The organism is Bradyrhizobium sp. 172, from assembly GCF_023101065.1.
GTDB lineage: Bacteria > Pseudomonadota > Alphaproteobacteria > Rhizobiales > Xanthobacteraceae > Bradyrhizobium > Bradyrhizobium canariense_D.
Genome location: NZ_CP064702.1, coordinates 179,571 through 203,632 on the forward strand (window position 1 = coordinate 179,571; position 24,062 = coordinate 203,632).

Consider the following 24,062-nt stretch of genomic DNA (forward strand, 5'->3'; position numbering starts at 1 on the left):
GGTTGGAACTATCGGTGATTTGGTGCGAGATCGATGCGGGCAATAACTTGGGAAAGAGCCGAGCGCAATGACACTCAACCTCAAATTCCTTCGCGTGCAGAGCGGCATGACGCTGGAGCAGCTTGCCGCCGATTCCGGTTTGACCCGCAGCTATCTTTCCAAGCTGGAACGCGGGCTCTCCTCTCCGTCGATAGGCTCCGCCCTCAAGATCGCCGCGGCTCTCGGAACGACCTTAGACCGCTTCTACGGCCAGCCGGACGACCACGACCCGATCACGATTGTCCGCGCGAAGAACGGGAAGGCCGGCGACGTCGACACGCACCTGTCGCTCGTCGCCGGTCTGGCTCCCGACCGCACCATGCGCGCCTTTATCGTGCGACCGACCAAGACAGCGAAACGCGGTCGCATCATGAGTCACCACGAAGGTGAGGAAATCCTGTTCATTCTCTCCGGCCGGATCGAGCTCGTCATCGGAAAGCGCAAGGAGACATTGAAGCCGGGCGATTGCGTCCAGTTCGACTCCACGATTCCGCACAAGCTGACGCAGGTGTCTTCCGAACCAGCCTCGGCGCTCGTCGTGATAGCGACCAAAACCAACTAGAGGTGCCGATATGCCGATGATGCTGCGGAAGAAGGACTTCTACGCCGGGCTGCTCATGGTGCTGCTGGGCGCCGGGATCGGCGTCAACTCAGCAACATATTCGCTCGGGACCTTCGCGCACGTGGGACCGGGCATGTTTCCGTTGATGCTCGGCCTCATGATGGTTCTCGTCGGAGCCCTGATCTTCGTCACCGGATTGGCGACGCCTCTCGAAGAGGGAGAGCGCGTCTTGCCCGCGGCGATGGAATGGCGTGGCTGGGCCTGCATCCTCGCGGGTCCTCTGATGTTCGTCCTCTTCGGCCTCTATTTCGGAATGGCCGCGGCCACCTTCATGTGCGTCTTCGTCTCCGCGCTCGGCGACAGGACCGCCACGCTGAAAGGATCAGCCGTCCTGGCCGCGGTCGTCGCGGTCGTCGGCTGCCTCCTGTTTTCCTACGTGCTCAAGGTTCCTTTCCCGCTGTACCGTTGGGGGTTTTAGATGTTCGCGAGCGCGCTTTCCGATCTCTGGTACGGCTTCGGTGTCGCTTTCGAGCCGCAGAATTTCATGTGGTGTTTTGTCGGCGTCCTCGTAGGTAACATGGTGGGCGTCCTGCCGGGAATGGGGCCACTCGCCACCATCTCGGTGCTGCTGCCGCTGACGTTCGGCATCAAGCCGGTCGGCGCCATCCTGATGCTGTCAGGAGTCTTCTATGGGGCCCAATACGGCGGCGCGATTTGTTCGATCCTGCTCAACTTACCGTGCCATCCGCCGCACGCGGTGACGTGCCTCGATGGGTTTCCGCTGACGAAGCAGGGCCGCGGCGGTGCGGCGCTCGGCATCACGGTCCTATCGTCGTTCGTCGGCGCTTCCTGGGGCATCCTGGAAATGATCTTTCTGGCTCCGGTGCTGGTGAAGGTCGCGCTGGAGTTCGGTCCAACTGAAATATGCTCGCTGATGCTTCTGGGCCTGCTCGCCGGTTCGACGCTGGCGAAAGGCTCGCCTCTCAAAGGCATCGCCATGACGTTGCTCGGCCTGTTTCTAGGAATCGTGGGAACGGATGTCGAGACCGGCTCGGAGCGCTTCACCTTCGGCATCCCAATCTCCTTGACGGCATCGAACTCGTCGGACTCGCTCTCGGCCTATTTGGTATCGCCGAGTTCATGAAGAGCGTGAACCAATACTCCGAGGTGAACACGCGCTATTCGAAAGTCGGTTTGCGCGATCTGCGCCCATCACGCGACGAACTGCGCCGTTCCATCCCTGCGATGTTGCGCGGCACCATCATCGGGAGCCTTTGCTCGCTCATTCCGGGAACGGGACCAACGATCGCTTCCTTTATCTCTTACGCAGCCGAGAAAAAGATTTCGAAGACGCCGGAGAAGTTCGGCACCGGCATGATCGAAGGCGTCGCCTGTCCAGAGGCGTCGACGCATTCGTCGGTACAGGGCGACTTCATTCCGACAATGAGCCTTGGTATTCCCGGGGACGCAGTCATGGCGCTGATCCTGGGTGCGCTGATGATTCAGGGCATCGTACCCGGTCCGCAACTGATCAAAGAGCACCCCGACATCTTTTGGGGCCTGATCGCGAGCTTCTGGATCGGCAACGTCATGCTGGTCTTGCTCAACGTCCCGCTGATCGGGCTCTGGGTGAAGCTCCTCATGATTCCGTATAAATATCTCTATCCAAGCGCGCTGTTCTTCGTCGCGATCGGCGTCTACTCGACCAACAACGACATGTTCCAGGTCGGCGAGACCGTCGTCGTTGGATTGATCGGCTATCTACTCCTGCTGCTCGATTTCCACCCGGCCTCGATCCTGCTCGGCTTTGTCCTGGGGCCACGCTTGGAGGAGAACTTTCGCCGCTCGCTGCTGGTCTCGCGCGGCGACGCCATGATTTTCGTCGAGCGGCCGATCAGCGCGTTCTTTCTTTTTCTTTGCGTGACGCTTCTGGCGGCGCAGGTCTATGTGCGTTTGCGCAAGCCGAAGGCTCTTGCGGCGCACGACAATGCGGAGGGGAACGCCGTCTCGACCGCCCGGCCTGCCGAGTGAGCTTCATTCGTTCAAGAGCAGGTCGCTTCGCGGGCCAATAAAGACGACAGGCACTCCAGGCAACAAGAGCCCCAAGATGAGGCGTATCTCGACGAACGCGCTACCCGCGCGATGGCGCAGCATCGGCACGCCAGCAAACGCAAGGTGCAGGTGATGATCACGATCGGCGAAACAAAAGGAAGAGTAGTATCGCAGGCAAGAAACTGGTCCGGTAAAACTGCAGTCATCTGGCACTGTTGGATAGGCCAGCCTTGCCCTAAACGGAGGTGATGAACCTGCCACAGGAATAGGGGAAGTTGTCATGAGCAACGAAACTGCTCACGTGAACACGGAAATCGCGGGCGATGCGCCTGTCTACAAGACCTGGATGTGTGCGCTGTGCGGGCTCATTTACAACGAGCGAGACGGATGGCCTGACGAGGGCATTCCGCCCGGCACCCGCTGGGAGGACGTGCCCGCAGATTGGATCTGCCCCGACTGTGGTGCTGGCAAGAGTGAATTCGAGATGACCGAGGTCTGAACCAAGCCTGTTGATGCTGCGCGACCTAAGGGTGCACAGCGTCCTGCAATAGCCAAGGAGTTGTCATGTACGTCCCTCCGCACTTCGTTGAGGCTCGCGCCGAGGTGCTTCACGATCTCATTGAAAATAATCCGCTCGGCATCCTCTTTACGAACGGGAAGAGTGGACTCGACGCGAATCATATTCCGTTCGAACTGCATGCGCACGAAGGTCAGCAGGGCGTGCTTCATTCGCATGTAGCTCGTGCGAACCCTGTTTGGCAGGATCTCGCCACCGGTGATGAGGTTCTGATCGTCTTCCGCGCCGCGGATGCCTACATCGCGCCGAACTGGTATCCGAGCAAGGTCGAGTTCAAGAAGCAGGTCCCGTCGTGGAACTACATGGTTGCGCATGTGTACGGACGTGTCACGATCCGCGATGATGAGCGTTACGTCCGCGGCATGGTTGCGCGCCTGACGCGCATTCATGAGGCGAAACAGGCCAATCCTTGGAAGATGACCGACAGCCCCAAGGACTACATCGACACGATGCTCAAGATGATCGTCGGCATCGAGATCGAGATCACACGCCTGGTCGGCAAGTCGAAGCTCAGCCAGAACAAAGAGGTCCGGGATATGCGTCGGCGCCGGCAATGCCCTGAAGGCACAGGGCAACATGATCGGCGACGCGATGCTGGCCGTTGCCGCCGTCAAGGCGGAGCAGGCCTCATAGCCAGAGATCCCCAAAAAAGAGCATCGCGGCGACGCCGATCGTCGATACCGCAACGATCTCCGATCGAAACACCTCGGTTGACCTGCTCATTTTGGCGGCCTTGCGCTCCAACTGCAAAGCAGAGTGCAGCTCTTAGCAGGCAATCAGTTAAGGGCTATCGAATCTCTCAGCGGCCCTCGCATCGAATAGAGCGAGCGGAAGTGATCGGGTTGTCGACCCAGTTCGATATAGGTCTCCATGACACGCCGCAGCTGGGCCTCGCTGTTGGAATGTCGCGCGCGCAAGCCAGTCAATGGCGGGCTCTCCCTGAGTCGTCCTTTAGCTTCCGTGGTCATTCTCGCTGCAATTGTCTGCTCGTCCCTATCCTGCCGCAGCGGCCAGGGCGGCATTCGGTCGATTGGGCTACGGCCGTGTAGCTCAACTTCATACGGGAGGTCGCCTGTTCCCCGTTCTCGGACATCGGGCAGCGATCGCGTCACGAGCTGACCTGCTAATGCACGGCTTCTGACGGTTGCCCTGGCCAGACCGTCTATTCCGGCACGTCAGCTCTCGGCCGCGGATGCACCCTCGCGTCAACCAAGACCTCGGTGATAGCGTCGCGGAGGCCGTCGCGATCCAGGATGCGGTGCAGCCAATCGACCGTGGTCTGCGCGTCGTCCTCGCGTGTCAGGTAGTTGGCCAGTGCGTTCATGGCGTCAATAGCTCTGCTCGAGGCGGCGGCCAGGGGCGCCATGCTCACACAGCTCCGCGCAGTGGAAGTGCCAGTTGGACAGCAAACGGCCGGGTAGCATTCGCTTCGATGAAGGCGCGCAGGGCTGGCGTGATCTCGGCGTTGCCCGCGGCGCGCTCACCAAGCTCATCTGCGACCTCGCTGGTGGCGTCGCGCGACCAGCCATCAACGGCGTTGAAAGCCACGATCCGGACCGGATAGGCGTACTGGCCCGTGATGAGGTCGCGGATGATCGTCTCGAAGTCGGTGTCCTGCTCGTCGGTCTCGCGCCATGAGCAGCCGGCCCGGGCACCGAAATCCTCCAGGACGAGGTAGATGTCCCGGTCGAGCCGATCCAGCGGCACGATGGACGGCGCATGACGCATGACGCAACTCCTACTGCGAGAAAGGCAATCCTGCTGACGGTCGTTCGTTCCGGGATCGGCTCGGCCCTGAGGGTGGCATTGCTGCGAGTTGCAGCGTCAAGCCGACTATCTCGACTCGACCGCTGACGAGCAGCCGTTCGACAACCGCGTCGCTGATCACCTTGGTGCCGAAGCGCCAGCCACCGCGCGGGCGACGTTCAAATGGGCCATGTTCAAGCAGACGCAGAAGATAGCGCAGGTTCGTCCGATCCATCATTGAGTAGCCTCGCCCCATTGCCGGCGGCGGGGATCGTCCTTTGACACGCGCCCAGAGTCAATCGTGGGCGGCACGATCATGGAGGTTGCAGCGGAGTTTTGTCGCGGGCAGGCAAAACGTAGGTCTGCCATGTCACCGCGCGAACGGCCTCAAGAAGCCGCTTAACATTCAGGTGCTTGATCGGCATCAAGGTCAGCCCTGCCGATCCTGTACGGTGCGGCCTTGTAGCCGAACAACTCCTTTCCGACTGCTGAGCGATCGGCCCGTCCTCCAGGGTACACCGGGCCCGTTCTTTAAGGCCATTGATGGAACCTCTGGTTCCTCTGGAACTTGTCCCACCCCGGACGCCTTACCGCCGATTATTGTCCGGGATGGAATGGCGGCCCCAGCCTGCAGCCCCCCCGCTGGGGCCGTTTTGTTGCCCGCTGGGCGGGCGGAGGGCACCGCAAGCTCCACGAACGCCATAAGAAAACGCCGCCCGCTTGAAATAAAGCGCAGGCGGCGTTCCAGCCCCGAGAGGGATTAGCAAAATCCCGGACATTCATTCGTCTGAACGGTCAGCGTAAAGGTTCAGGTGGCGGAGCGCTGGCCAGCGCGGGACCACAGCTAGGGCGGCAACGCCATTTCGCCGGCTCTTAGCAAGCTCCGGCTTGCTATCCTGGGCGTGCCCATAGCTGCTCTTGTACTTGGCTCAGTCAGTCTTGCAGATTAGCAGCAGACACGGGCTGGAGGCCGCTGGGGCAATGAGACAGGCACGCTACCCCCTGGTGAGACAGGCGGCTCGATGAACCCCGGGAAGGGCGCGTTGCCGCCGATGGTGTTCTCCTCGCACGACGACTGGACAACTTATCGCCGATCACTGCAGCAGCGCGGTGCGCGCACTCCGGCGACGCGCAATGGCTGGGCCTGCGCAGCTGCAGCACGTCGAGAGCGCAAGCGTAGATATGGTGCGACGATCAAGGACGCGATGACGGCGCTGTGGGAGGCGTGGGATTGGGCGTGGGGCAAGCGGCTCAAGGCGATGATCCCGACCTTGCTGCCCGCGAGCAATATGGCCGATTGCAGCTTGGCCAGGCGGACCGTGATCGTGTTCTGGCCATCAACGCCGCGACCGTCGATCGCCTGCTCATTGAGGTGAAGATCGCGGCGAGCGGCGGCAGGCGGCGGCGTGCCCGACGCGTTCATTTCTTCAGCCTCAGATAGGTCTCGGTGTTGGACAGCCGAATGAAGGTGTGAGCCGCATCCGGTTGCCCGATGAGGCCTGCGGGAACGGTCGCCAAGACCCTTTCGGCCCCGGGCCGCCCGGTAAGCGGAGGACGCCGAGCGGCCCTTTGGGCCGAGCCCGCGGCCGGCGAGCTTGGCGGGGCAGGCCTAATGCTTCGGTCTTGGCATTTGCAAGGTCGGTGCTGAGCGGGAGGAAAGCCCAGAATGCGGGTTCTCTTCCCAATTCGTTCTGGACAGCCGCATGGTCCGATGTAGGCTCATCATCATATTTAATGATTTCGTTGCGGAGTGTGGCGTTGAGTTTTCAGCTCACTATCCTCAAGGTTCTGGACGGCCATCCCAGCGGCCGGGCGACGCTCGAAGAGCTGAAGCGCTATCTTGCCGTGCTCATGACCAGCGGGCCGGAATGGACGGCGCGGATGAAGCGCATGGAGACCCGTGCCGGCGGCAGCGTGGACATCTTCGGCAAGAAGCTGATTGTGCGCGAGCCTGGCGAGTGGCGCATAACCGACGCGGGCAGGGCCTTTCTCGCCGCGCTGGAGCGTCCACCAGCCGAGCACGAGCCGACACTTGATGACTTGATCGATGACGCGCCGTCGAGGGGTCCCCCGCCGCTTTCCAATACGCCGCAACGTCGCGTCAATGATCGCAAGGGGCGTCCCGGGAGGAGGGGGCGGACGCCACGAGAGCGCCGGTCGGCGTAGACCAGAAGGAGTGACGATGACCAACGTGCTTCCTTGGTACGCGGGACTTGTTGTCTGGATCATCATCATGGGCGTGGCAGTCGGTATTCTGGCAGCGGCCATGCATGATCGCCGTGTCAGGCGGTAAAAACGGAGACAGGTTGACGCGATCGACGCAAACCACGGATCGTGTTGGGCGACGTTGGCAAGGCTCGCCACGACGACGACCTGGCTGACAATTACCTCCGCGCCGGCGACGTCGCGGCGATCTGGATCGACGGAGGCCGGGCACATCGGCGCGGCGGACGATGCGACCGTCGACGACCAGCCGGCCGCATCGTCTATTGCTGCATCCGCGGCGATCACTTCCGCCTCAGATTGGAAGCACTCCGTCCAGGCAAGCCCCTTGTCATCGCGCGTAAGCTCGAGGAAATAGTGGCCAGGCTCTCTAGAGGGCGCTCGCGCCGCGGTGGCGGCCTTTCACGCCGCCATCGAGAAGATGGAGGCCGTGCGGCGAACTATTCGACTTCAAGGCCGCGTTCAAGGCCGCCCGGAACGTGGACCCAACCATCCGCTACTAGGATTACCTGCGCGCCCGAAGGCGGCTATGCTGGATGGCGACCGAGGCGCAGCGGTAAGGCTGCCGTCAGGTTTTGCGCCTAATCACATACTAGCCGTCTTCTTCACCAAACCCCGTTGTGCCCATTCACTTTTCAGACGAAGCCCCTCTTGATCAAATTGACTTGCCGTCCCGTCTTCGCAATGCGCTCGAGATCGAGGGCGTCAAGACTGTCGGCGAGGTCCGGAACATGGCCGATGCCGATCTGCTGAGCTTCCAGAACCTCGGCGCCGCCTCCGTTCGCCATCTGCGTCAACTATTGGAGCTTCGCGAAGCGACCCACCTCGAAAAGGACGTGGCGGCGGCTGACCCGGGAGCGGCGCGCGAGGCGAACGCCGGGCCGCTCTTGCAGTGTCCTCGCCGAGAAGGCTGCGGCAGCCCACGCGCATATTGGCGCCTGGCCCTCGGGTTGCATGGCGGCGAGGGCGTCGAGCTCGGCTCCCTTGTCCGGCGACGTCCCGGCGACGCGGTCAAGGTCAGGACCGAGTGCCTTGGCGCGGGTCGCGCCGCGAGCGAGGGCTGTCCGAGATCGTTCGCTTTTTGCGGCGTATCGTCGAAAGGCTTTCGATTTCAAACACGAACTTGGGATTTAGATCGGCAGTCGCCACCCCTCTTTGTCTCCGAATGGATCGCTTTGTAAGCCGCCTTCCGTTCACGATCAGCTTCGCCCGCTGCTTGGGTGTCAGGTACCTTCGCCAAGATCATCCGCGCGCTGTTTCATCTCGGTCTTTGCCACCTCGAGGACGTGATCGGCGGCTTCCTTGACGCCGGTGATCGCATTCGAAGCCGTGGTCGACCGCGCCGGCATAGATGAACTCGTCGCCCTTCTGCCGGCCGACATAGATGCCGTCCCAGCGGCTGCCGTCCAGGGCGAACCCAGCGACCTTTCATGAACTCCTTCATCGGCATCTCCAGGCCCAACGTCACCGTCCAACTTTCCGTCGGCGCGACCGTCAGCACCGTGGTCGCCGCGCATGCGCCCGTTGCTATCGTGGCCGCCAACAGGCATCGCGACATCTTTCTCCATGCCCGAACTCCTCGATCGCCGTGTGCCCCCGAAGGGGAAAAGACCGGCAAATGTTCCGAGCATGGAACGTCGCCGCTCGCTGCGCAGTTGAAGAATCAGGAGCTGCTCATGAGCCTTAAACGACGGGTCGAAAATCTTGGACCCTACCAATCGCTATTTCTGTTGGCGGTGCCGACGGCGACCGTAGAGCCGTTGAAATTGGTCGCGGTCGCCGTTGCCGGGGAAGGTCACTGGATCGCCGGGACGGCGATGATCGCAACGTGCTATCTTCTCAGTCTGTTCGTGGTCGAACGGCTCTTCGTCATCGTCAAGCCAAAACTGCTCACCATCCCGTGGTTTGCCAAGCTTTGGACTGCAATCCTCGCGGTGCGCACATGGTTCGTCGCGGCGTTCCGAAGGATGCGTACACGGATGAGTTGAGTTGCCGCTTCGTCAGTGCATGTCGATCTCGAGGTGCCCCAAGGCGGCGTCGGTCCGGGCGATCCGCAGGAGCGGAACGCTACGGAGGTGATTTTCACGTCAACGATCCGCCCCGCAAACCATGACCGCGGGATCGCCAGGGTTGCCGGGGGCGGCGCGCCGACCGCAATGCTATCGATCTCTACGCCGGGCCTCGAGCTCGTCGGTTTGCGCGCTAACCGTCCTGACGACAAGTTGCATCGCAGCCGGTACGCTCTCGTCTCAAAGCGGGCGCAGGCGCTCGATTTGGGCTATCGGGAGCCCGGGTTGGTCCAAATTGGCCGGGTACGAAGCTTCGAACGACTTCTGGCCGCGCTCTATTAAATTAATATTAAGGACGCCTGGACCGTTCAGCCCAATTTCCAATACATCGTCCGCGGCCGTGCCACGCTTCCGGGGCCCGCTCGCTGTAAGGGCCTGAGGAACTGCTCGGCTTCCGGATTCAGGATCACCTTGGATTTTTGAGACGACGGGAAACTGCGCTAAGTTGAGCCTCGCTGCTGCTGAAGAGCTTGCAGTTGCAGCAAGCCATTAAGTCCCGGGATACCAAACGGCTTTACCCGTCGTTCGTCTCTCCCGCCTAAGTTCTGAAGGGGGCAGGACAATCTCGATGGATTTATTCGCGCGACTACGTGCCGCGTTCGCCGTGGGCGATACAACGGATCCGCTCGGTCGTTCGCTGGTCATCGAGCAATTCCGGATTTTGCGAAAGCAGGTTCCAGTTCTCTACGCTGTACTGCTGGTCGATAGTATCAGTGTAGCCCTGGTCCTCCCCCTAACTGTATCGGCCTGGCTCAGATTCGGCCTGCCAACCGCTCTCCTCGCACTGTGCCTGCTCCGGTTGGTTCAGTGGCTCCGCTTGAAAACGGTCGATGTCACGCCGGAGCAGGCGCACCGTGAGCTCAGGCGAACTCGCGTTGTCGCGGTGCTACTCAATGCGGGCTTTGTTGTCTGGATTCTGGCCCTGTTCGCGACCGTAGATCCCGGTCTGCGCGCGCCCATCGCGTTGCTGGTCTTCATGGGGTGCATCGGCACGGCCTACTGCCTCGGCAGCTTTCCAGCGGCGTCCCTGCTGACCATGCTGATTGCCGGCACCCCAATCGCGACCGTGCTGCTCGTTTCGGGTGACGGGATCATGATCTCGCTCGGGATCAATTTGCTGTTGTTGCTCGTGCTGCTCGGCCGGATGATCAACACCAACTTTCGCTCGTTTGTCCAACTGATCCAAGCTCATAGCAGCCTGATCCAGGAAGGGGAGCGCGCAAGAGCCGCGGAGCAGACGGCGACCGCCGTGGCTGAACGGTTCGATCGGGCCCTTAACAACATGTCCCAGGGCCTATGCTTCTTCGACGATGATCAGCGTCTGATCGTCTGCAATCGGAGGTATCTGGAGATTTACGATCTGGATCCAGAAGCCATGCGGCCGGGGATGAAGCTGAATGACATCGTCGACCTCAGGTACTCGGCCGGCAGCGCACCGAAGATCTCGAAGGAGCAGTATCTGGTCTGGCGCAATAGTGACCCGGTGATCGCCCAAAACTCAGATACGACCGTCGAGCTGACGAATGGACGGATTGTGCGCATCCGGCACCGCCCCATGGAGGGCAGAGGCTGGGTTGCCACGCACGAGGATATCACGGAGCGGCATCGAACCGAAATGGCTCTTGCCGAAGCGACGGCTGCGGCCGAACAGGCCGAAGCTGCCGCCCGCGCCGCTCACTCCCATCTCACCGAGGCGCTTGAGGTCGTTCCTGAAGGCCTCGCCGTCTTTGACAAGGATGATCGACTGGTCCTTTGGAATAGCCAATACGCGGATTTCTATGCGGCCAGCCAGGAAGCGCTGGCGACGGGAACACCGTTCGAAAGCATCCTGCGGGCTGGGCTGGCGCGGGGGCAATATCCCGAGGCAATTGGGCGGGAGGATGAATGGCTCACCGAACGCTTGGCACGCCATGCTCTGCCAAGATACTCGCACGAGCAGCATCTGCCCGACGATCGCTGGATCCGAGTGGAGGAGCGACGCACGGCTGATGGAGGCAGCATCGGGGTCCGGATCGATATCACCGACCTGAAGCGTCGGGAGGCCTCGTTCCGGCTCCTTTTCGAGGAGAATCCACTGCCCATGTGGGTTGTCGATACAACAACGCGGCAATTACTCGCGGTGAACGCAGCGATGTGCCGACACTACGGCTATCGGCGCGAGGATCTACTTCTGATGTCCGAGCAGCAGCTGGAGTGCGGACCATCCGATGACCTTGTGGACTTTGAACTGCACAGAACCGCTGGCGGGGATCTCATACAGGTCGCGATCGAGTCTCGTCCGCTCCAGTACGAGGGACGTTTAGCCCATGTTTGCGTGGCGTTCGACATTACCGAGCGCAACCGCGCCCAGGAGAGGATCAGCTATCTGGCCTCCCATGATGTTCTCACCGAGCTGCCCAATCGGACAGCCTTAAATCAGCACCTCTCGGCTGCGTTCGAGCGGGCCGAGGTCACCGGATCCGGCTTCGCCGTGCTGTGTATCGACCTCGATCACTTCAAGGAGATCAACGATCTATTCGGGCATGCGGTCGGAGATGCCGTGCTGCGCGAAGCCTCACGGCGCCTTCAGGAAGCCGCACAAGGCTGCTACGTAGCGCGGGTGGGCGGCGACGAGTTCATCGGCATTACAGAACAAGAGCCGATGTCGGCAAGCGCGGAACTCCTCGCGACCAAGATGCGGGCTGCATTCGAGGATCCGATCGTAGTCGATGGTCATGGTCTGAAGCTGGACCTCTGCGTCGGCGCGGCGCTGTTTCCCAGAGATGCGGATAACATCGTTTCTCTGCTCGCGAACGCGGATGCAGCGCTCTATCGCGCCAAGCACGAGGGCAGGGGCGCGATCCGGCTGTTCACGAGCGCGATGGACCAGCAGCTCCGGGAGCGCCGCGCGCTCGAGCATGACCTGCGGTTCGCCGTCGAACGCGGGGAGCTCTATTTGGATTATCAGCCTCAGCAGCACCGCGATGGGCACACTACCGGCTACGAGGCCCTCGTTCGCTGGCGGCATCCCGATCGCGGAATCATCCCTCCCGGAGAATTCATCCCAGTGGCCGAGCGGAGTGGCTCGATTGCCCAGATCGACGACTGGGTGCTGATGGAGGCCTGCCGTGAGGCCGCATCGTGGGACCAGCCCTTCAGGATCGCGGTCAACGTCTCGGCCGCGCAGTTCCGCAGGGAAAACCTCGATGCACAGGTCCGCAAGGCGCTGCGTGAAAGCGGGCTCGCGCCTGCGCGCCTGGAGGTCGAGATCACCGAAGGCGTCCTGATCGAGGACGTCTCGCGCGCCAAGAGGACGATGCAATCGCTCAAGAGCCTGGGCATCCTGATCGCGCTCGACGACTTCGGGACCGGGTATTCCTCGCTGTCCTATGTTGAGGCATTTCCTCTCGACAGGATCAAGGTCGACCGGTCCTTCGTCGCCTCGTTGGGACAGAGCGAGCGATCATTGGCCATCGTTCGCGCGATCATCGGGCTCGCCCATGGGCTGGGTGTGCCGGTCCTGGCGGAAGGGATCGAAACAAAGGACCAGATGTCATTGCTCATTAAGGAGGGCTGCGACGAGATGCAAGGCTACTTGATCGGACGCCCGCAACGATTTGCGGCCGAGAAAGCTCGTTATTGGCAGAACTCCAAGTCGCTCATTCTGTCGGCGTCATAGAACCTTGCGACATCGCTGCGGAGCCTTATAGGGCGACAATCTCGGTGCCACTGCATTCGGTTTGCATCAGCGTGCCGGGATCGGCGCAGCGCTGCCCGACAGTGCAAACGTAAGGGCAGTTCAGCGGCCACCTACCGGATGAGGGTGTGATCTGCCAGTCTGCGGTTCGGTTTCGACCGTTAGGCTTAGAATGGACACAGTGCCATACTGCCATCACGGAGCCGGTGCCGCGGCTTGAAGTCTTCACCCACAGCAGTTGTTTGGCTCGCGACGTCAGTCGCAACAAGCAGCAGGCGGTCATTCCGAAGCTGCCCAAGTAAAGGTTGTGCCGGCCGTGCTGGTCGCAGGGTACCGACCCAAGTGCTTACCGGGAGCGCAAAGCGGCGCGCGGGCGGATAGCGGGATCATCGAGATTGAGGTCGACGGAATCACGATCCGAGCCGGGCGTGGAGCGGATAGGGCGATGATTTCGTCGATTGCCCAGGCGCTGAAGGCGAGCCGGTGATCGCTCCGTCAGGGGCGGTCCGGGTGACGATGGCGACCAAGCTGTGAGGCGGCGCTCAGTGGTGCGCTGCGCTGACCTTTTGCAGGTCGGCCCGATTCAGGGAGACGGTAGTGAGAGATGTCGACGTCTGACGAGGCAGGTCACGCGGACATAAAGAAGGACGAGGGTGAGCGCCGTAGGGCATACAGCAGGGGCCAAGCCGGCGACCGCGGTTGGCATAGAACAGACATGGCCGGGGTTGAGTCTCACAAACCGAGTTGTCGGCTCCGTGCGGCCGGTCTAAAGGAAATTGATGATTGAAATTTTCGGCCAGGCGTCCGTCCGCCGCGCGGCTTCGATCTTCGCCGACCAAGCGTCAATGAGATTGCCGAGTACCAATCGGCCGTTGCCCCGGATATCCGGCCATTTCATAGTTGGCGTTCCGAGCGGCAGTGAAATCACTCCATGCGCCGCGCAGAGCAGGGCCGTTGCCAGTCGTTGCGTTAGCATCGGCGTTGTCTCCACACCCAGCTCGGAGAGATACTCGCCGATCGAGGTCACAAAAATCCCAAATCCCCGCCGCGCAATGTCGGTCTGCCCGAAATAGACGCCATCAGGAAAGCGTCTGTCCTCGACCGTCCCAGCCATCGAATAGAGCGAGCGGAAGTGATCGGGGTTGTCGACCCAGTAGTCGATATAGGTCTCCATGACACGCCGCAGCCGGGCCTCGCTGTTGGAATGTCGCGCGCGGACGCGCTCGAGCCGATCCGCCATTTCCTCAAGATTCCGTTCTTTGACCGCCAGCAACAGAAGTATCTTGGTCGGGAAGTACTTGAGGACCGTGCCCTTCGAGTAGCCAAGCGCGTCAGCAATCTTCTGGATTGACACAGTTTCGAGGGTGCCCGTCGCGAATTCCCTGCGCGCAGTTTCAAGGATGCGTACCTGTAACGCCTGCTTGTCGGCTTCCTGGCGCGCGCGGCGCTGAAACCGCCGCGCGCTCTCGGGATTTCCTGACCGCTTGATCGACATTTTCCGAATCTCCGCCGGTCCCTCCTTGCCGCTACGTCACTGGAATCACAAGCAAAGAAAGATCGTTCATTCACGGCTTGCCACGCTTAAGATAAATGACTATGGTCAATTAACTAGAAACGCAGAGAGTAGGAGGAAGCAGTGGGGATGTTGGCGCTCGATCATGCCTGCAGTGACTTCGATCCGTTCGGCGCGGATACCCGCGCCGATCCATACCAGGCCTATGTCGAGCTTCGCGCCGCGGGGCCGATCATCCGTCTTGAGAAGTACGGCATCTTCGCCGTACCCAGGTTCGCCGAGGTCAAGGCAATCTTCGCCGATCATGTGAACTTCAGTAATGCCGGCGGTGCCGGACTAGCCAACTACTTCAAGGAAAAGCCCTGGCGCCCGCCGAGCATCGTCCTTGAGGCGGATCCGCCGCTGCATACGCGCACCCGTAAAGTGCTGGCGCGGATCATGTCGCCTGGCGCTATGCGGAAGTTGGAAGATGCGTTCAAGGCCAAGGCCGTCGCGCTGGTCGATGACCTCGTCGAGAAGGGGGCGTTCGATGCGATCCGCGATCTTGCAGAAGTGTTCCCGCTGACCGTGTTCCCGGACGCACTCGGCATCGACAATGAGGGCCGCGAAAACTTCCTGACCTATGGCGCGATGGTGTTTGCCGGCATGGGGCCGGAGAACGACTACTTCCGAAGCCTGATGGCCCATGCGCCCAAGGTGCTGCCCTGGGTCGCCGCGAAATGCCTGCGGCAGGCGTTGGCTCCCGGCAGTTTCGGGGCGCAGGTCTATGAGGCGGCGGATACCGGCGAAATCACAGAGGAAGAGGCGCCGCTGCTGGTCCGATCCTTTCTCTCGGCCGGACTGGATACTACCATCAGTGCCATCGGCATGGCGCTCTACAGCCTTGCCCGTCATCCCCAGCAGTGGGCCATCCTGGCCGCCAATCCGTCGCTGGCGCGCGCGGCGTTCGACGAGACCCTGCGCTACGATACGGCGGCGCCGTATGTATTCCGGACCACGCCGCACGAAACCGAAGTCGCTGGCGTGCCGATCGGCAAAAACGAGAAGGTGTTGCTGCTGATTGCATCGGCAAATCGCGACGACGCGCGGTGGGAGCGAGCCGATCAGTTCGACATCACCCGGCGCGTCGCCGGGCATATCGGGTTCGGTACCGGCATCCACGGCTGCGTCGGTCAGATGATCGCACGGCTCGAAGGCGAAGCCGTACTGGCAGCTTTGGCTGGGCGTGTCGCATCGATTGAGATAGCAGGCGAGCCACTCTACCGGGACAGCAGCGGATTGCGTGCGCTCAGCTCGTTACCAGTGCGCGTTGTCACGCAGTAGGCGCGGCCGGTCGCGCCGGGGCTCACGTTAGCGGCCGCCAAGCCTAGGCGAAGTCGGCTAGAACCGACCAATTCCAACACCGGATCCGGTGTTACTGCTTCTCGTCGCCTGCAACGATGATGACGCGGGAACAAGGAAAATATTGAGAGGGCAACAGTCACTGCTAGGTGTAACCGTTTGACTCCAAAGGCATTTTCCATTCGCATAACATAGATTATGGAATATTTCGACGGATCCGCACGTTCGGATTTCAGATTTTGAAGCCCACAGGTGGAAATCCCATGTGGACACGCACATTCCGCTCTGGCGCCGACACACCAATACGGTTCAATCGCGACTCAGCGACGAATGAGATCAACGCGATGAGCTTCAAAGCGGCAGCCACGAATGGCGCATACGAGCCTACCTTACATTGTCCGAACTGCAATCACGAAATTCGACTGACGGAATCGCTTGCCGCGCCGCTGCTCGAGCAAACCCGCCGCCGCTTCCAGGAACAGCTCGCGGGAAAAGATGCTGAAGTCGCCCGCAAGACTGAGGCGCTCCGTCTGGAACGCGAACAGCTCACCAAGGACCGCGAGGCGGTCGAAGACCAGGTCGCGAAACGATTGACGGCCGAACGCGAGCGGATTGTCGCTTCTGAAGCCAAGAAGGCGCGCGAAGCCTCTGCCGCGGAACTATCAGCGAAAATTAATGAGGCTGCCGAGCTCCGTCAGCTTCTGGAGGCGAATAACGGCAAGCTTGCCGAAGCCCAGCAGGCTCAGGCTGAACTTATTCGCAAGCAGCGCGCGCTGGACGATGAGAAGCGTGAGTTGGACTTGACCATCGAAAAGCGCGTTCAGGCCTCCGTTGCAACGGTTCAGACCAAGGCCAGGCAGGAAGCCGACGACGCTGCCAGGCTTCGCGTTGCCGAAAAGGATCAAACGATCGAGTCGATGGCACGTACGATCGAGGAACTGAAGCGCAAGGCGGAGCAAGGTTCGCAACAGGCCCAAGGCGAAGTCCTCGAACTGGAACTCGAGGAGCTTTTGCGCAGCCGTTTCCCAACGGATATCATAGAACCGGTCGGCAAAGGCGAGCTTGGCGCCGACGTCATCCAGCAGGTCAACGGCGCCGTCGGGCAGCCGGCAGGCATAATCCTATGGGAGACGAAACGTACCAAATCGTGGAGCGACGGTTGGCTGGCGAAGCTCAGGGATGACCAACGGCGGTCGGGCGCCGACGTATCGCTCATCATCTCGCACGCGCTACCCAAACACATCGAACAATTCGATCTGATGGATGGCGTGTGGGTCGCTCATCCTCGGTGCGCCCTCCCCGTTGCGGTAGCGCTGCGTCAAGCGCTGCTCGACGTATGCGGCGCACGGCTCGTGCAACAAGGCCAGCAGACAAAGATGGAGCAGGTCTATGACTATCTGACCGGCACCAGATTCCGGCAACGTGTCGAAGCGGTCATCGAGAAATTCAATGACATGAGAGACGACCTGGACAAGGAACGCAAGTTTATGGGTCGCCAATGGGCGAAACGCGAAACGCAGATTGTATCTGTGATAGATTCGACCGTCGGGATGGTCGGCGACCTCCAAGCGATAGCCGGCAAGTCAATGCCTGAAATTCCCAGTTTGGCGCCGCCCTTGCTAGAAGCCGGTGATCCGCCCGAACGCAAAGCGAGCTAGTTTCACTAGACGATCGCCTCCCTTCCCTGCCGCGTCAGCATGACGATTGGGAACGGGCCTGTAGCTCAACGGTTAGAGCCGGCCGCTCATAACGGTCTGGTTGCAGGTTCGAGTCCTGCCGGGCCCACCAGCGTGATCAATCAATGTGCGTCCACTTTAAGAGCGACTCGATTGGACAATAAGAGCGACTCAATTCCGAACCGTAAGAACGACTCGATTTTGTAAGTGGCTGTTGGGCTTTCGAGAATCCGGGAACCCCAACATTAACGCCAAAAAGATTCGGCCGTGAGGTGAAAACCGCATACGGCAACGAATTCGGGGCCATCAGAACTGGCAGCCAGCACCAAGATGACTACCTTGTCTCAACGGTTGAAACCGCAGCCTGAAAGTTGCATTCGATTGGAGGCCGGTCATTGAGCATGGATGACAAGGAAGTTGCGGAAGACTATCGCCGGCAACGCCAGGCGGCGTCGGCAAGGATCACCGGCTACAAGGCCCGCACGCCGGCGGAGCAACTCGAGTGGATCGACGAAAACAAGGAAACGCTTCTCAAACTCATGAGAGGAGCGGAACCTCCAAAACCCGATGACGAGGATCACCTGGAAGCCTACAGGCAGGCGATCAAGAGCGCTTCGGCAGGCTCGGAATTCGATGACGTCAATCTCCGCGCGACGCTAGACCGCTTGATGGGAGAAATCGAAGACGCGTGCCTAGAACACGGAGTTTCGACCCACGCCGGTGTTGCCTATGGAAATGACGCGGCGCTGGATCTCGGAATCGGTCAACTCCCCGTCCTCGAAACCGAAGCCAGCATCATCGACGTAAGCGTCCACTTCCTATCGTTCATCAACCAAATATCGAGGCTGCTCGGACGTACCGTCCCCCATGATCGAGTGGGCGAAGACCATGTCCTGATAGTGCGGGACATAAATCTTGCCCGTAAAATGCTGGAGCGCGACATCGACCTCGCTCACGACTGGAGCGAAGCGCTGACGTCTTTTGCGGTCACCGGCGTGCAAGCGCAAAGCCCCACGGTGCCTCTGAACGATCCGCAAAATGTGATACGGACGCTTTTGCTTCGAGCGATCGAGGTATTCGCGCTCGGGCATGAATATGGCCATCACTCGATGAAACATGGTCGGGTAACGACGTCCGATGAATCTGCGACCGACCCGTTTCAAGACGAATTCGACGCCGATCTGTTCGGGCGCAATTGCTGCATCGTCATCTGTTCGAAGGAGGACGAAGAAAACTTCTACGCAGTGTCGGGGGCTGGTGCCGTCGTCATCCTCGGCGCGCTGGATCTTATCAGGCGCGTAAGAGCGGTGCTAGAAACAGGCCGAGACGAGCCCCCACCGAGATCCCATCATCCACCCTATCCGGAGCGTGTCTCCAATCTGGCCAAAGTGGACGGCAACCTGCACGCAGATAATCGACAGCAAGCTGCAGACTATCGCCAATTCTTCTTCGATCTCATCGAAGTTGTCTGGGAACGTATTAAGCCGATCATCATCGACTATCGCGCATCCGGCATCCGTCCGAAGCCAGATACTGACGAAGCAACCGGATGGCTTCCGTCACGCTAAAGATCGGCCAGACGCGTCAGCGCCTGGTCGATCAACCGGTCGTCGGTCTCGGTCTGCGCACGCTGCACGTCGCAGTCCAACTGATAGACCAAGTCCGCCAAATCGTGGTCGTTCAGTGAAGGGACCAGATCGAACGCTTCGCCCTCGATCGCTAAAAGCGGGACGCCTTCTTCTCCATAGAGTTTGAACGCTTCCGTCATGTCCTTCGGCAGCCACCGTTCGTAATTCGAAAGCGGGACGCGGTACGCACCATCATATTTTCGGCCCGACAGACGCTTGGTCAGAAGGCCCTGATAATCTTCATCCCGCTTGGATCGAGCCCGTACCTGGCGAGATCGTTCGTAGATCGACCGCCTGGCCGCGCGAAGCGCATCCAATTCCGCCGCCGCCGCGTTGCTGGCGAATGCGAACTGTCCGCTTGCGGTGCAGGCAAAAAATCCTCGCCTTTCGGACAGGCGTCCCTTGTAGCCCTTCTTGACCGTGCAAGCCTGCCAGACATCGACGACTGTTCGGGACGACAAGCCTCTAAGAATTTGCGACGGTATCTTCTTTAGGCTCAACGGATCGTGATCCAAGATCGAGTGCATGCCGGCGGCATGGACGGCGGTCGGCCAAGTCCAGTGAACGCGCAAAACGTTTCGGTTGAACATCACGCAAGCGTCTTTGTGATCCGTGACCACTTGCACAGTCCACTCCTGCGCTCTCGGCGGCATCACCTGCCTTACCAAAGTCGCAAGTTTTCCATCCGCCAGTGCCGGCATTGAGCGCCACCCTTGTTAGGGCGGTTCTGCCTCGCTTTTCCTTCCGGAACTTTAAGCCGAAGCGCCCACGGCTATCCCGACGGACACGATTAGACTCTTCCTGAATGAATCCTTGGGAAATCGACACAGCCGATATTCCTAAGGTAACGGATTCTTTCCGATGACCGAGCCAGCGCCTGACCATCACACATCGGACGAGGCCCGCCACTCGATCTCCGCTGTCCGGGCGTCGGCAGGCTTGCAAGCGAGAAGCGGGCCGGACGCTTTTCGGCGGCCACCCGATATCTACCGACAACTGCAATCGGAGGCGCGCATCTCGCTTCCTTGGATGTAGTTGGCGGTATCAGAACCAGATCGCGTGCTTGACGACCCGAAGGCGTTCGCCGTCGATGCCCGCATCTCCCATGCGGTTGCGCATCCACTTTAGGTATCTCTGGCTTCCGTACTTTTCTGATAACGCGCTGATCAGGGCGACGAAGAAGTCGTCTCGTTCCGTGATCCTCACGAACGCCAGCGCGTCGATCCCGCGATCGAGATACATGCTGACGACGGTATGCCGAATCCTGACACACCTGTCCCAATCCTCCCACCAATACGATCGATCCAGTCTGCGATCGAGGATTCTCCAGGCGTCGTCCGGCAATATCCGCTTCTCGGCCGCATCGTAGACGACGTCGAACGTCGCTTGCACCAGGTCGACGCTCTGCAAGGTTCGCCTGCCGAGGCCCCGGATCAGCAGAAAGGACGCCAGATATGCGTTCTGCAGCGGCGCCGACAGACGTCTGATGGCGACGAGCCACGGATCGTCCCCGAACGCGTTCGGGATCGAGTCCGGCGACACCGAGCGCGCGATCGCTTCGAGCGTCTGCGCGTCGTCGAGCCACTCCTCGACAAGAACGCGCGCGACGGCGTCCGAATCCGAAGCGATCGCCGAAAGCCACTCCGCTCGGGTCCCGCCGTCAATTGCCAGGTCGCCGGAGCGCGCAAGCAGCCTACGCAGGACCCGGTCGCTTCCGAAAGCCGTCTGAGCCGCGCGAGCCAGCGACCCGCCCGAGGCGATCATCGCTTCGATCGTATCGTCGGCCCGGCCCGGAGAACTTCCAACGAGCCGGAGCACGTCTGATCCGGAGGCGCCCTGCAGCGACCAGAACGCCGGTTCGGTCGCAAGGTCGGGTCTCGCTTCCAGCAATTCGAACAGATGATCCGGCATCGAAGACACGCCCTCGATCAGCGCCGTCGGCGGTAAGGCCGCGATCGCGCGGTCGGCGATCGCGGCCTTCTCCGGGTCAGACCGGACGTTGAACAACGCTTTCGGATCGCGGTGCCAGATCGCGCTGCCGACGCGTTCGGCGGCTGCCTGCGCCTCGTTCGCGTCGATCAGGGCGAAGTTCCGCAGGACGAACTGCTGTCCTTCGGTCCCGATCCGGTCGGCCGCAGCCGCCGCAGCGCGGACGATCGACGAACGGGCCGCGTGCCCCTGATCGGTTGCCATCGTTTGCTCCAGCAGCGCAATCGCGCGCTCGACCGCGGCCGGGTCGGATTCGAACTGCAGCGAAAGCGCGTGCAATGCAGCCAAAGGCTCAAACGATTCGCGGCCGCCGACATCGCTGCCCGCAGCGCGCAGGAAATTGCGCAAGCTCCCCTGGAACCCCTGCCCAAGGTCGGCCACCGCGTCCTCCAACCAGGCCGTCGAGACGAAATCGCGACGGTCCGCATCGACGGCTCCCTTGAATTGCGTCGGTTTCACACGTCCGGCGGCCGGCAGGAATTGCAGATCGAACGTCGCGTTCGCGGACGACCTGTCGGCGAAAGACAACGTACAGAACCGGAAGGAGCGCCTCAGGCGCGGCCATTGCTGTCCCCAGATGGCCAGAACGAGGCCGTCGCGGACCGCGACTTCGGCGGCCATCGAAACGATCGGCTTGGCCGGCTCTTCGTAAAGAGCGGAGAGTATTCGGCGCGCGAGATCGTCGGGCACGCCGAAACGATCCGACGAATCGGACGACGCATGATCGATCGGGCTTCGATAGGAATTCTCGTCGCCCCTGGGTCGTCGGAACAGGCCCAACAGGCCTCCCGCGCTCGATAACGAGGGGATGTCGCTGAAATCGATGAGAATCGTGTGCGTCCACACACAGCCTGGTCGCGGCAACTCGGGCGCGGGCCACGTGCGGGCCAGCGCGTAGTGTCCGCTCTCGACCAGCGGAAAGCCGGTGAGATACCCATCCGCACCCATGGTCGCCGCAGGTCCCGAGGCATCGCTCATCATAAGCAGCGTCTTCGCATCCCGCGACGGCAAGTCGATGGACGACGCCAGCAGGCGATGGCCTTCCGAGTAACCGTGCAGCGTCTGCTGCAGCGGTACGCGCCCGCCTACTTCGTGAGCCATGCGATCGGCTCCGTGAGATCGTGCGACGGTTCGGACGATATCAGGGTTATGCGGCTCGACGCATCCTCCAACTTGCGGATGGCGGCGACCCTTTCGTTGCGGGCTTCGTCGTCGAGCTTTCCCTCCCGCTCGAAATCCCCGCCTTGCGCGCTGAGTCCGTAAGTCCGGACCGTCCAACCGCCGTCTCCATAGCGGAGGTATTGGTCGAGCAACGGCAGCTCGCGAGCGAGATACGCCTCCGGCCTGATGTCTGGCTCCTCCTCCATGACTTTATCCCAGGCGGACAAGACCACGGCCAAGCGGCGTGCCGGCACCTGCAGCGCCGGGCAGCGCATCAGCTGCAGCATCTCGACGAGTTGAACCGCGGTGGGAGCATCCTTCGGATGCCAGCCTACAGCGGTGCCGGCGCCGGCGCCGGAGGCGTCGAGCCCGCCGGCCTGACGGGTCGTTTCGGCCGCTCCCATCGGGTGTTTGATCTTGTCGGCGTGAACGAAGAGAAGAATGCCGGCACCATTGCGGAGAAGATCGGCGAGTTTCGGATCGCATTCCCGATCCTCCCACATCTGCTGGAAGGATTCGCCCGAGAGGTCCGGAAACGCCATCTGGATTCTACGTTCGGCGCCGTCTTTCAGATTCATGGAGACGGTCTTTCCCGAGGTGATCTCCGTGTGGATCTGTTCCTTCGCATGCTGCCATCGACGCATGATGGCGTTGAGGTGCGAGAAATCGACACCGCTCAAGGAGTCGAACTTGAGGAGCGCGTCCGGGTCGCGCTTCTCGAACACGACGTACCAAAGCGCTGCAAGAAACGTCGTCTTGCCGGATGCGGGCAGTCCGCAGATCACGACAGAGCTTTCGGATGCATCCGTCATTCGCTCGATCTCTGCAGTCGATGCATGTATCTCGTCGGCGACGGCACGAAAGGTGCCGGCTCGACGAGCTCGATCGGGGCGGCCTCCTCCCAATAGGCAAGCAACGCGTCCACCCCGTGTCCGAGCGGCAGCGTATCGTCCGAGGGACAGGCCGCAACCCTGAACGATCTGATTTCTCCGAAGCTGCCGCCATGCATTTGCCGGAACTTTTCGTCGAATCTTTCGAAGTCGCGCTCCACGCGCTCGCGGTCCTGCGACCGGAAGACGTCGTCCAACTTCGTGAGGACGAGGGCCACGCGCGGACGTCCCTGAATGGCACCTCCATCCGCCAGCGCCTGCGCGATCGCCAGAATTTCCGATCCGACGGAAATCCGCGTCACAGGATCGGCCAACTGCCGTCCGTCGACGAGAAACGTAATAGTATCTGCGCGTGTCACCTCGACGAAACCTTGTGCCGTGCTCGCGTCGTCAGCCGCCGCCCGGTAATCCTCGCCGCCTCGATCGGCGACCAAAAGATCGATTCTAGGCAAATCCGGCCGTCGCATCGCAGTGTGGTAAAACCTCACCTCCGTCAGGATTGTGCGCTCCGTTTGCGGAACGGCGTTCTTTGACACGCCGCGCGAAGGATGGCAGGCACGCTCGAACGCGTACATCGATTGGGAGCCGCAGAATCGCAGGGGACCGACGGGCCCGCGGAGGAAAAGTTCGAAGACCGAAGAGATCAGGGTGGTCTTGCCCGCCTCCTTGGGTGCCACCACGGCGATGACGCGCGAGCTTCCCCGACGCAGGATCGAGGATGCCTCTTCAGGGTCCAAGAAGTCTCCCGACGGTAGGACTATCCCGCTCTTTCCGTTCGCCGCAGCCTTGACGGACTGCTCGACGACGAGAGGCTTGCCGTAATGCGTGCACTTGTCGAGAGGCAATCCCTCGACGCATCGGCCGTCCTGGCGCACCTTGCAGGCGGAGTTCGAACACAGGATTTCGGCGCTCTCGGCCAA

20 protein-coding genes, 1 tRNA gene and 3 pseudogenes are annotated in these 24,062 nt (G+C 61.1%); 15 read left to right on the forward strand and 9 right to left on the reverse strand.

The genetic code is table 11. The features are described from left to right. Positions 1-67: 67 nt before the first annotated feature. The 5 genes and pseudogenes from IVB07_RS39430 to IVB07_RS39450 all read left to right on the forward strand — a co-directional run bounded on the left by IVB07_RS39430 (position 68) and on the right by IVB07_RS39450 (position 3,863). On the forward strand, positions 68-601 hold the full coding sequence (locus IVB07_RS39430; RefSeq protein ID WP_247385366.1) for a helix-turn-helix domain-containing protein: 534 nt from the start codon (positions 68-70) through the stop codon (positions 599-601). A gap of 10 nt (positions 602-611) precedes the next feature. Next, positions 612-1,079 carry a tripartite tricarboxylate transporter TctB family protein gene (locus IVB07_RS39435; protein ID WP_018456533.1) on the forward strand — a complete coding sequence of 156 codons (468 nt, stop codon included), beginning with the start codon at positions 612-614 and terminating at the stop codon, positions 1,077-1,079. Then, positions 1,080-2,632: pseudogene (locus tag IVB07_RS39440) on the forward strand (tripartite tricarboxylate transporter permease). A 367-nt stretch (positions 2,633-2,999) separates the two neighbouring features. After that, positions 3,000-3,152: a rubredoxin gene (locus IVB07_RS39445; RefSeq protein WP_039799797.1), complete on the forward strand. Its 153-nt coding sequence runs from the start codon at positions 3,000-3,002 to the stop codon at positions 3,150-3,152. Between the two features lie 65 nt (positions 3,153-3,217). Then, positions 3,218-3,863 (forward strand): annotated as a pseudogene (locus tag IVB07_RS39450) (FMN-binding negative transcriptional regulator). A 529-nt stretch (positions 3,864-4,392) separates the two neighbouring features. Here IVB07_RS39450 and IVB07_RS39455 read toward each other — a convergent pair. Next, on the reverse strand, positions 4,393-4,596 hold the full coding sequence (locus tag IVB07_RS39455; RefSeq protein WP_247385372.1) for a hypothetical protein: 204 nt from the start codon (positions 4,594-4,596) through the stop codon (positions 4,393-4,395). Between the two features lie 2 nt (positions 4,597-4,598). Beyond that, positions 4,599-4,958, reverse strand: coding sequence for a hypothetical protein (locus IVB07_RS39460; RefSeq protein ID WP_018456539.1), 360 nt, complete (start codon positions 4,956-4,958; stop codon positions 4,599-4,601). A gap of 88 nt (positions 4,959-5,046) precedes the next feature. On the opposite strand from IVB07_RS39460, the gene IVB07_RS39465 reads away from it, so the two are divergent. The 4 genes from IVB07_RS39465 (at position 5,047) to IVB07_RS39480 (ending at position 8,380) form a co-directional block, all read left to right on the forward strand. Then, on the forward strand, positions 5,047-5,217 hold the full coding sequence (locus tag IVB07_RS39465) for a hypothetical protein (protein ID WP_018456540.1): 171 nt from the start codon (positions 5,047-5,049) through the stop codon (positions 5,215-5,217). A 781-nt stretch (positions 5,218-5,998) separates the two neighbouring features. Continuing rightward, positions 5,999-6,352, forward strand: a complete 354-nt coding sequence (locus IVB07_RS39470) for a hypothetical protein (protein ID WP_247767860.1) — start codon at positions 5,999-6,001, stop codon at positions 6,350-6,352. A gap of 376 nt (positions 6,353-6,728) precedes the next feature. Then, on the forward strand, positions 6,729-7,142 hold the full coding sequence (locus IVB07_RS39475) for a hypothetical protein (RefSeq protein ID WP_245288443.1): 414 nt from the start codon (positions 6,729-6,731) through the stop codon (positions 7,140-7,142). Positions 7,143-7,819: 677 nt separating this feature from the next. Beyond that, positions 7,820-8,380, forward strand: coding sequence for a DNA-directed RNA polymerase subunit alpha C-terminal domain-containing protein (locus tag IVB07_RS39480; RefSeq protein ID WP_256470647.1), 561 nt, complete (start codon positions 7,820-7,822; stop codon positions 8,378-8,380). A gap of 42 nt (positions 8,381-8,422) precedes the next feature. Here IVB07_RS39480 and IVB07_RS40560 read toward each other — a convergent pair whose 3' ends face one another. After that, positions 8,423-8,548 carry a hypothetical protein gene (locus IVB07_RS40560; RefSeq protein ID WP_256464742.1) on the reverse strand — a complete coding sequence of 42 codons (126 nt, stop codon included), beginning with the start codon at positions 8,546-8,548 and terminating at the stop codon, positions 8,423-8,425. Next, positions 8,520-8,624: pseudogene (locus tag IVB07_RS39485) on the reverse strand (DNA ligase); the annotation flags it as partial. The gene IVB07_RS40560 and the pseudogene IVB07_RS39485, both read right to left, overlap by 29 nt. Positions 8,625-8,629: 5 nt before the next feature. On the opposite strand from IVB07_RS39485, the gene IVB07_RS39490 reads away from it, so the two are divergent. Then, positions 8,630-9,187, forward strand: coding sequence for a hypothetical protein (locus IVB07_RS39490; RefSeq protein WP_247767863.1), 558 nt, complete (start codon positions 8,630-8,632; stop codon positions 9,185-9,187). 649 nt (positions 9,188-9,836) lie between these two features. Continuing rightward, positions 9,837-12,926 (forward strand): EAL domain-containing protein, encoded by a 3,090-nt coding sequence (locus IVB07_RS39495; protein WP_247767865.1) that lies wholly within the window; start codon positions 9,837-9,839, stop codon positions 12,924-12,926. A gap of 784 nt (positions 12,927-13,710) precedes the next feature. On the opposite strand, the gene IVB07_RS39500 is transcribed toward IVB07_RS39495, so the two are convergent. Continuing rightward, a complete protein-coding gene (locus IVB07_RS39500; RefSeq protein ID WP_018456547.1) occupies positions 13,711-14,439 on the reverse strand; it encodes a TetR/AcrR family transcriptional regulator in 729 nt (242 codons plus the stop codon). A gap of 147 nt (positions 14,440-14,586) precedes the next feature. On the opposite strand from IVB07_RS39500, the gene IVB07_RS39505 reads away from it, so the two are divergent. From IVB07_RS39505 to IVB07_RS39520, 4 genes are all read left to right on the forward strand, one after another. Beyond that, positions 14,587-15,780 (forward strand): cytochrome P450, encoded by a 1,194-nt coding sequence (locus IVB07_RS39505; RefSeq protein WP_247767866.1) that lies wholly within the window; start codon positions 14,587-14,589, stop codon positions 15,778-15,780. 362 nt (positions 15,781-16,142) lie between these two features. Next, the gene (locus IVB07_RS39510) at positions 16,143-17,456 is read left to right on the forward strand and encodes a DUF2130 domain-containing protein (protein ID WP_247297819.1); all 1,314 of its coding nucleotides are present in this window, start codon (positions 16,143-16,145) and stop codon (positions 17,454-17,456) included. Between the two features lie 54 nt (positions 17,457-17,510). Next, positions 17,511-17,586: transfer RNA gene (locus IVB07_RS39515), tRNA-Ile, on the forward strand. Positions 17,587-17,869: 283 nt separating this feature from the next. Next, positions 17,870-19,042 carry a hypothetical protein gene (locus IVB07_RS39520; RefSeq protein ID WP_247405534.1) on the forward strand — a complete coding sequence of 391 codons (1,173 nt, stop codon included), beginning with the start codon at positions 17,870-17,872 and terminating at the stop codon, positions 19,040-19,042. Here the strand turns inward: IVB07_RS39520 and IVB07_RS39525 are convergent. From IVB07_RS39525 to IVB07_RS39540, 4 genes are all read right to left on the reverse strand, one after another. Then, positions 19,039-19,803: a hypothetical protein gene (locus IVB07_RS39525; protein WP_247405537.1), complete on the reverse strand. Its 765-nt coding sequence runs from the start codon at positions 19,801-19,803 to the stop codon at positions 19,039-19,041. The genes IVB07_RS39520 and IVB07_RS39525 overlap by 4 nt on opposite strands. A 343-nt stretch (positions 19,804-20,146) precedes the next feature. Beyond that, positions 20,147-22,192 (reverse strand): hypothetical protein, encoded by a 2,046-nt coding sequence (locus tag IVB07_RS39530; protein ID WP_247405539.1) that lies wholly within the window; start codon positions 22,190-22,192, stop codon positions 20,147-20,149. Next, the gene (locus IVB07_RS39535; protein WP_247297801.1) at positions 22,177-23,064 is read right to left on the reverse strand and encodes a hypothetical protein; all 888 of its coding nucleotides are present in this window, start codon (positions 23,062-23,064) and stop codon (positions 22,177-22,179) included. The genes IVB07_RS39530 and IVB07_RS39535 overlap by 16 nt, the downstream gene beginning before the upstream one ends. Further along, on the reverse strand, positions 23,061-24,062 hold the full coding sequence (locus IVB07_RS39540; RefSeq protein WP_247767867.1) for a hypothetical protein: 1,002 nt from the start codon (positions 24,060-24,062) through the stop codon (positions 23,061-23,063). Before IVB07_RS39540 ends, IVB07_RS39535 begins: the two co-directional genes overlap by 4 nt.

Bases quoted from the DNA above. Each gene is read 5' to 3' on its own strand.
- IVB07_RS39430 (WP_247385366.1), top strand. From the start codon at position 68: ATGACACTCAACCTCAAATTCCTTCGCGTGCAGAGCGGCATGACGCTG.
- IVB07_RS39435 (WP_018456533.1), top strand. From the start codon at position 612: ATGCCGATGATGCTGCGGAAGAAGGACTTCTACGCCGGGCTGCTCATG.
- IVB07_RS39445 (WP_039799797.1), top strand. From the start codon at position 3,000: ATGTGTGCGCTGTGCGGGCTCATTTACAACGAGCGAGACGGATGGCCT.
- IVB07_RS39455 (WP_247385372.1), bottom strand. From the start codon at position 4,596: ATGGCGCCCCTGGCCGCCGCCTCGAGCAGAGCTATTGACGCCATGAAC.
- IVB07_RS39460 (WP_018456539.1), bottom strand. From the start codon at position 4,958: ATGCGTCATGCGCCGTCCATCGTGCCGCTGGATCGGCTCGACCGGGAC.
- IVB07_RS39470 (WP_247767860.1), top strand. From the start codon at position 5,999: ATGAACCCCGGGAAGGGCGCGTTGCCGCCGATGGTGTTCTCCTCGCAC.
- IVB07_RS40560 (WP_256464742.1), bottom strand. From the start codon at position 8,548: ATGCCGGCGCGGTCGACCACGGCTTCGAATGCGATCACCGGCGTCAAG.
- IVB07_RS39490 (WP_247767863.1), top strand. From the start codon at position 8,630: ATGAACTCCTTCATCGGCATCTCCAGGCCCAACGTCACCGTCCAACTT.
- IVB07_RS39495 (WP_247767865.1), top strand. From the start codon at position 9,837: ATGGATTTATTCGCGCGACTACGTGCCGCGTTCGCCGTGGGCGATACA.
- IVB07_RS39500 (WP_018456547.1), bottom strand. From the start codon at position 14,439: ATGTCGATCAAGCGGTCAGGAAATCCCGAGAGCGCGCGGCGGTTTCAG.
- IVB07_RS39505 (WP_247767866.1), top strand. From the start codon at position 14,587: ATGTTGGCGCTCGATCATGCCTGCAGTGACTTCGATCCGTTCGGCGCG.
- IVB07_RS39510 (WP_247297819.1), top strand. From the start codon at position 16,143: ATGAGCTTCAAAGCGGCAGCCACGAATGGCGCATACGAGCCTACCTTA.
- IVB07_RS39525 (WP_247405537.1), bottom strand. From the start codon at position 19,803: ATGCCGGCACTGGCGGATGGAAAACTTGCGACTTTGGTAAGGCAGGTG.
- IVB07_RS39530 (WP_247405539.1), bottom strand. From the start codon at position 22,192: ATGGCTCACGAAGTAGGCGGGCGCGTACCGCTGCAGCAGACGCTGCAC.
- IVB07_RS39535 (WP_247297801.1), bottom strand. From the start codon at position 23,064: ATGACGGATGCATCCGAAAGCTCTGTCGTGATCTGCGGACTGCCCGCA.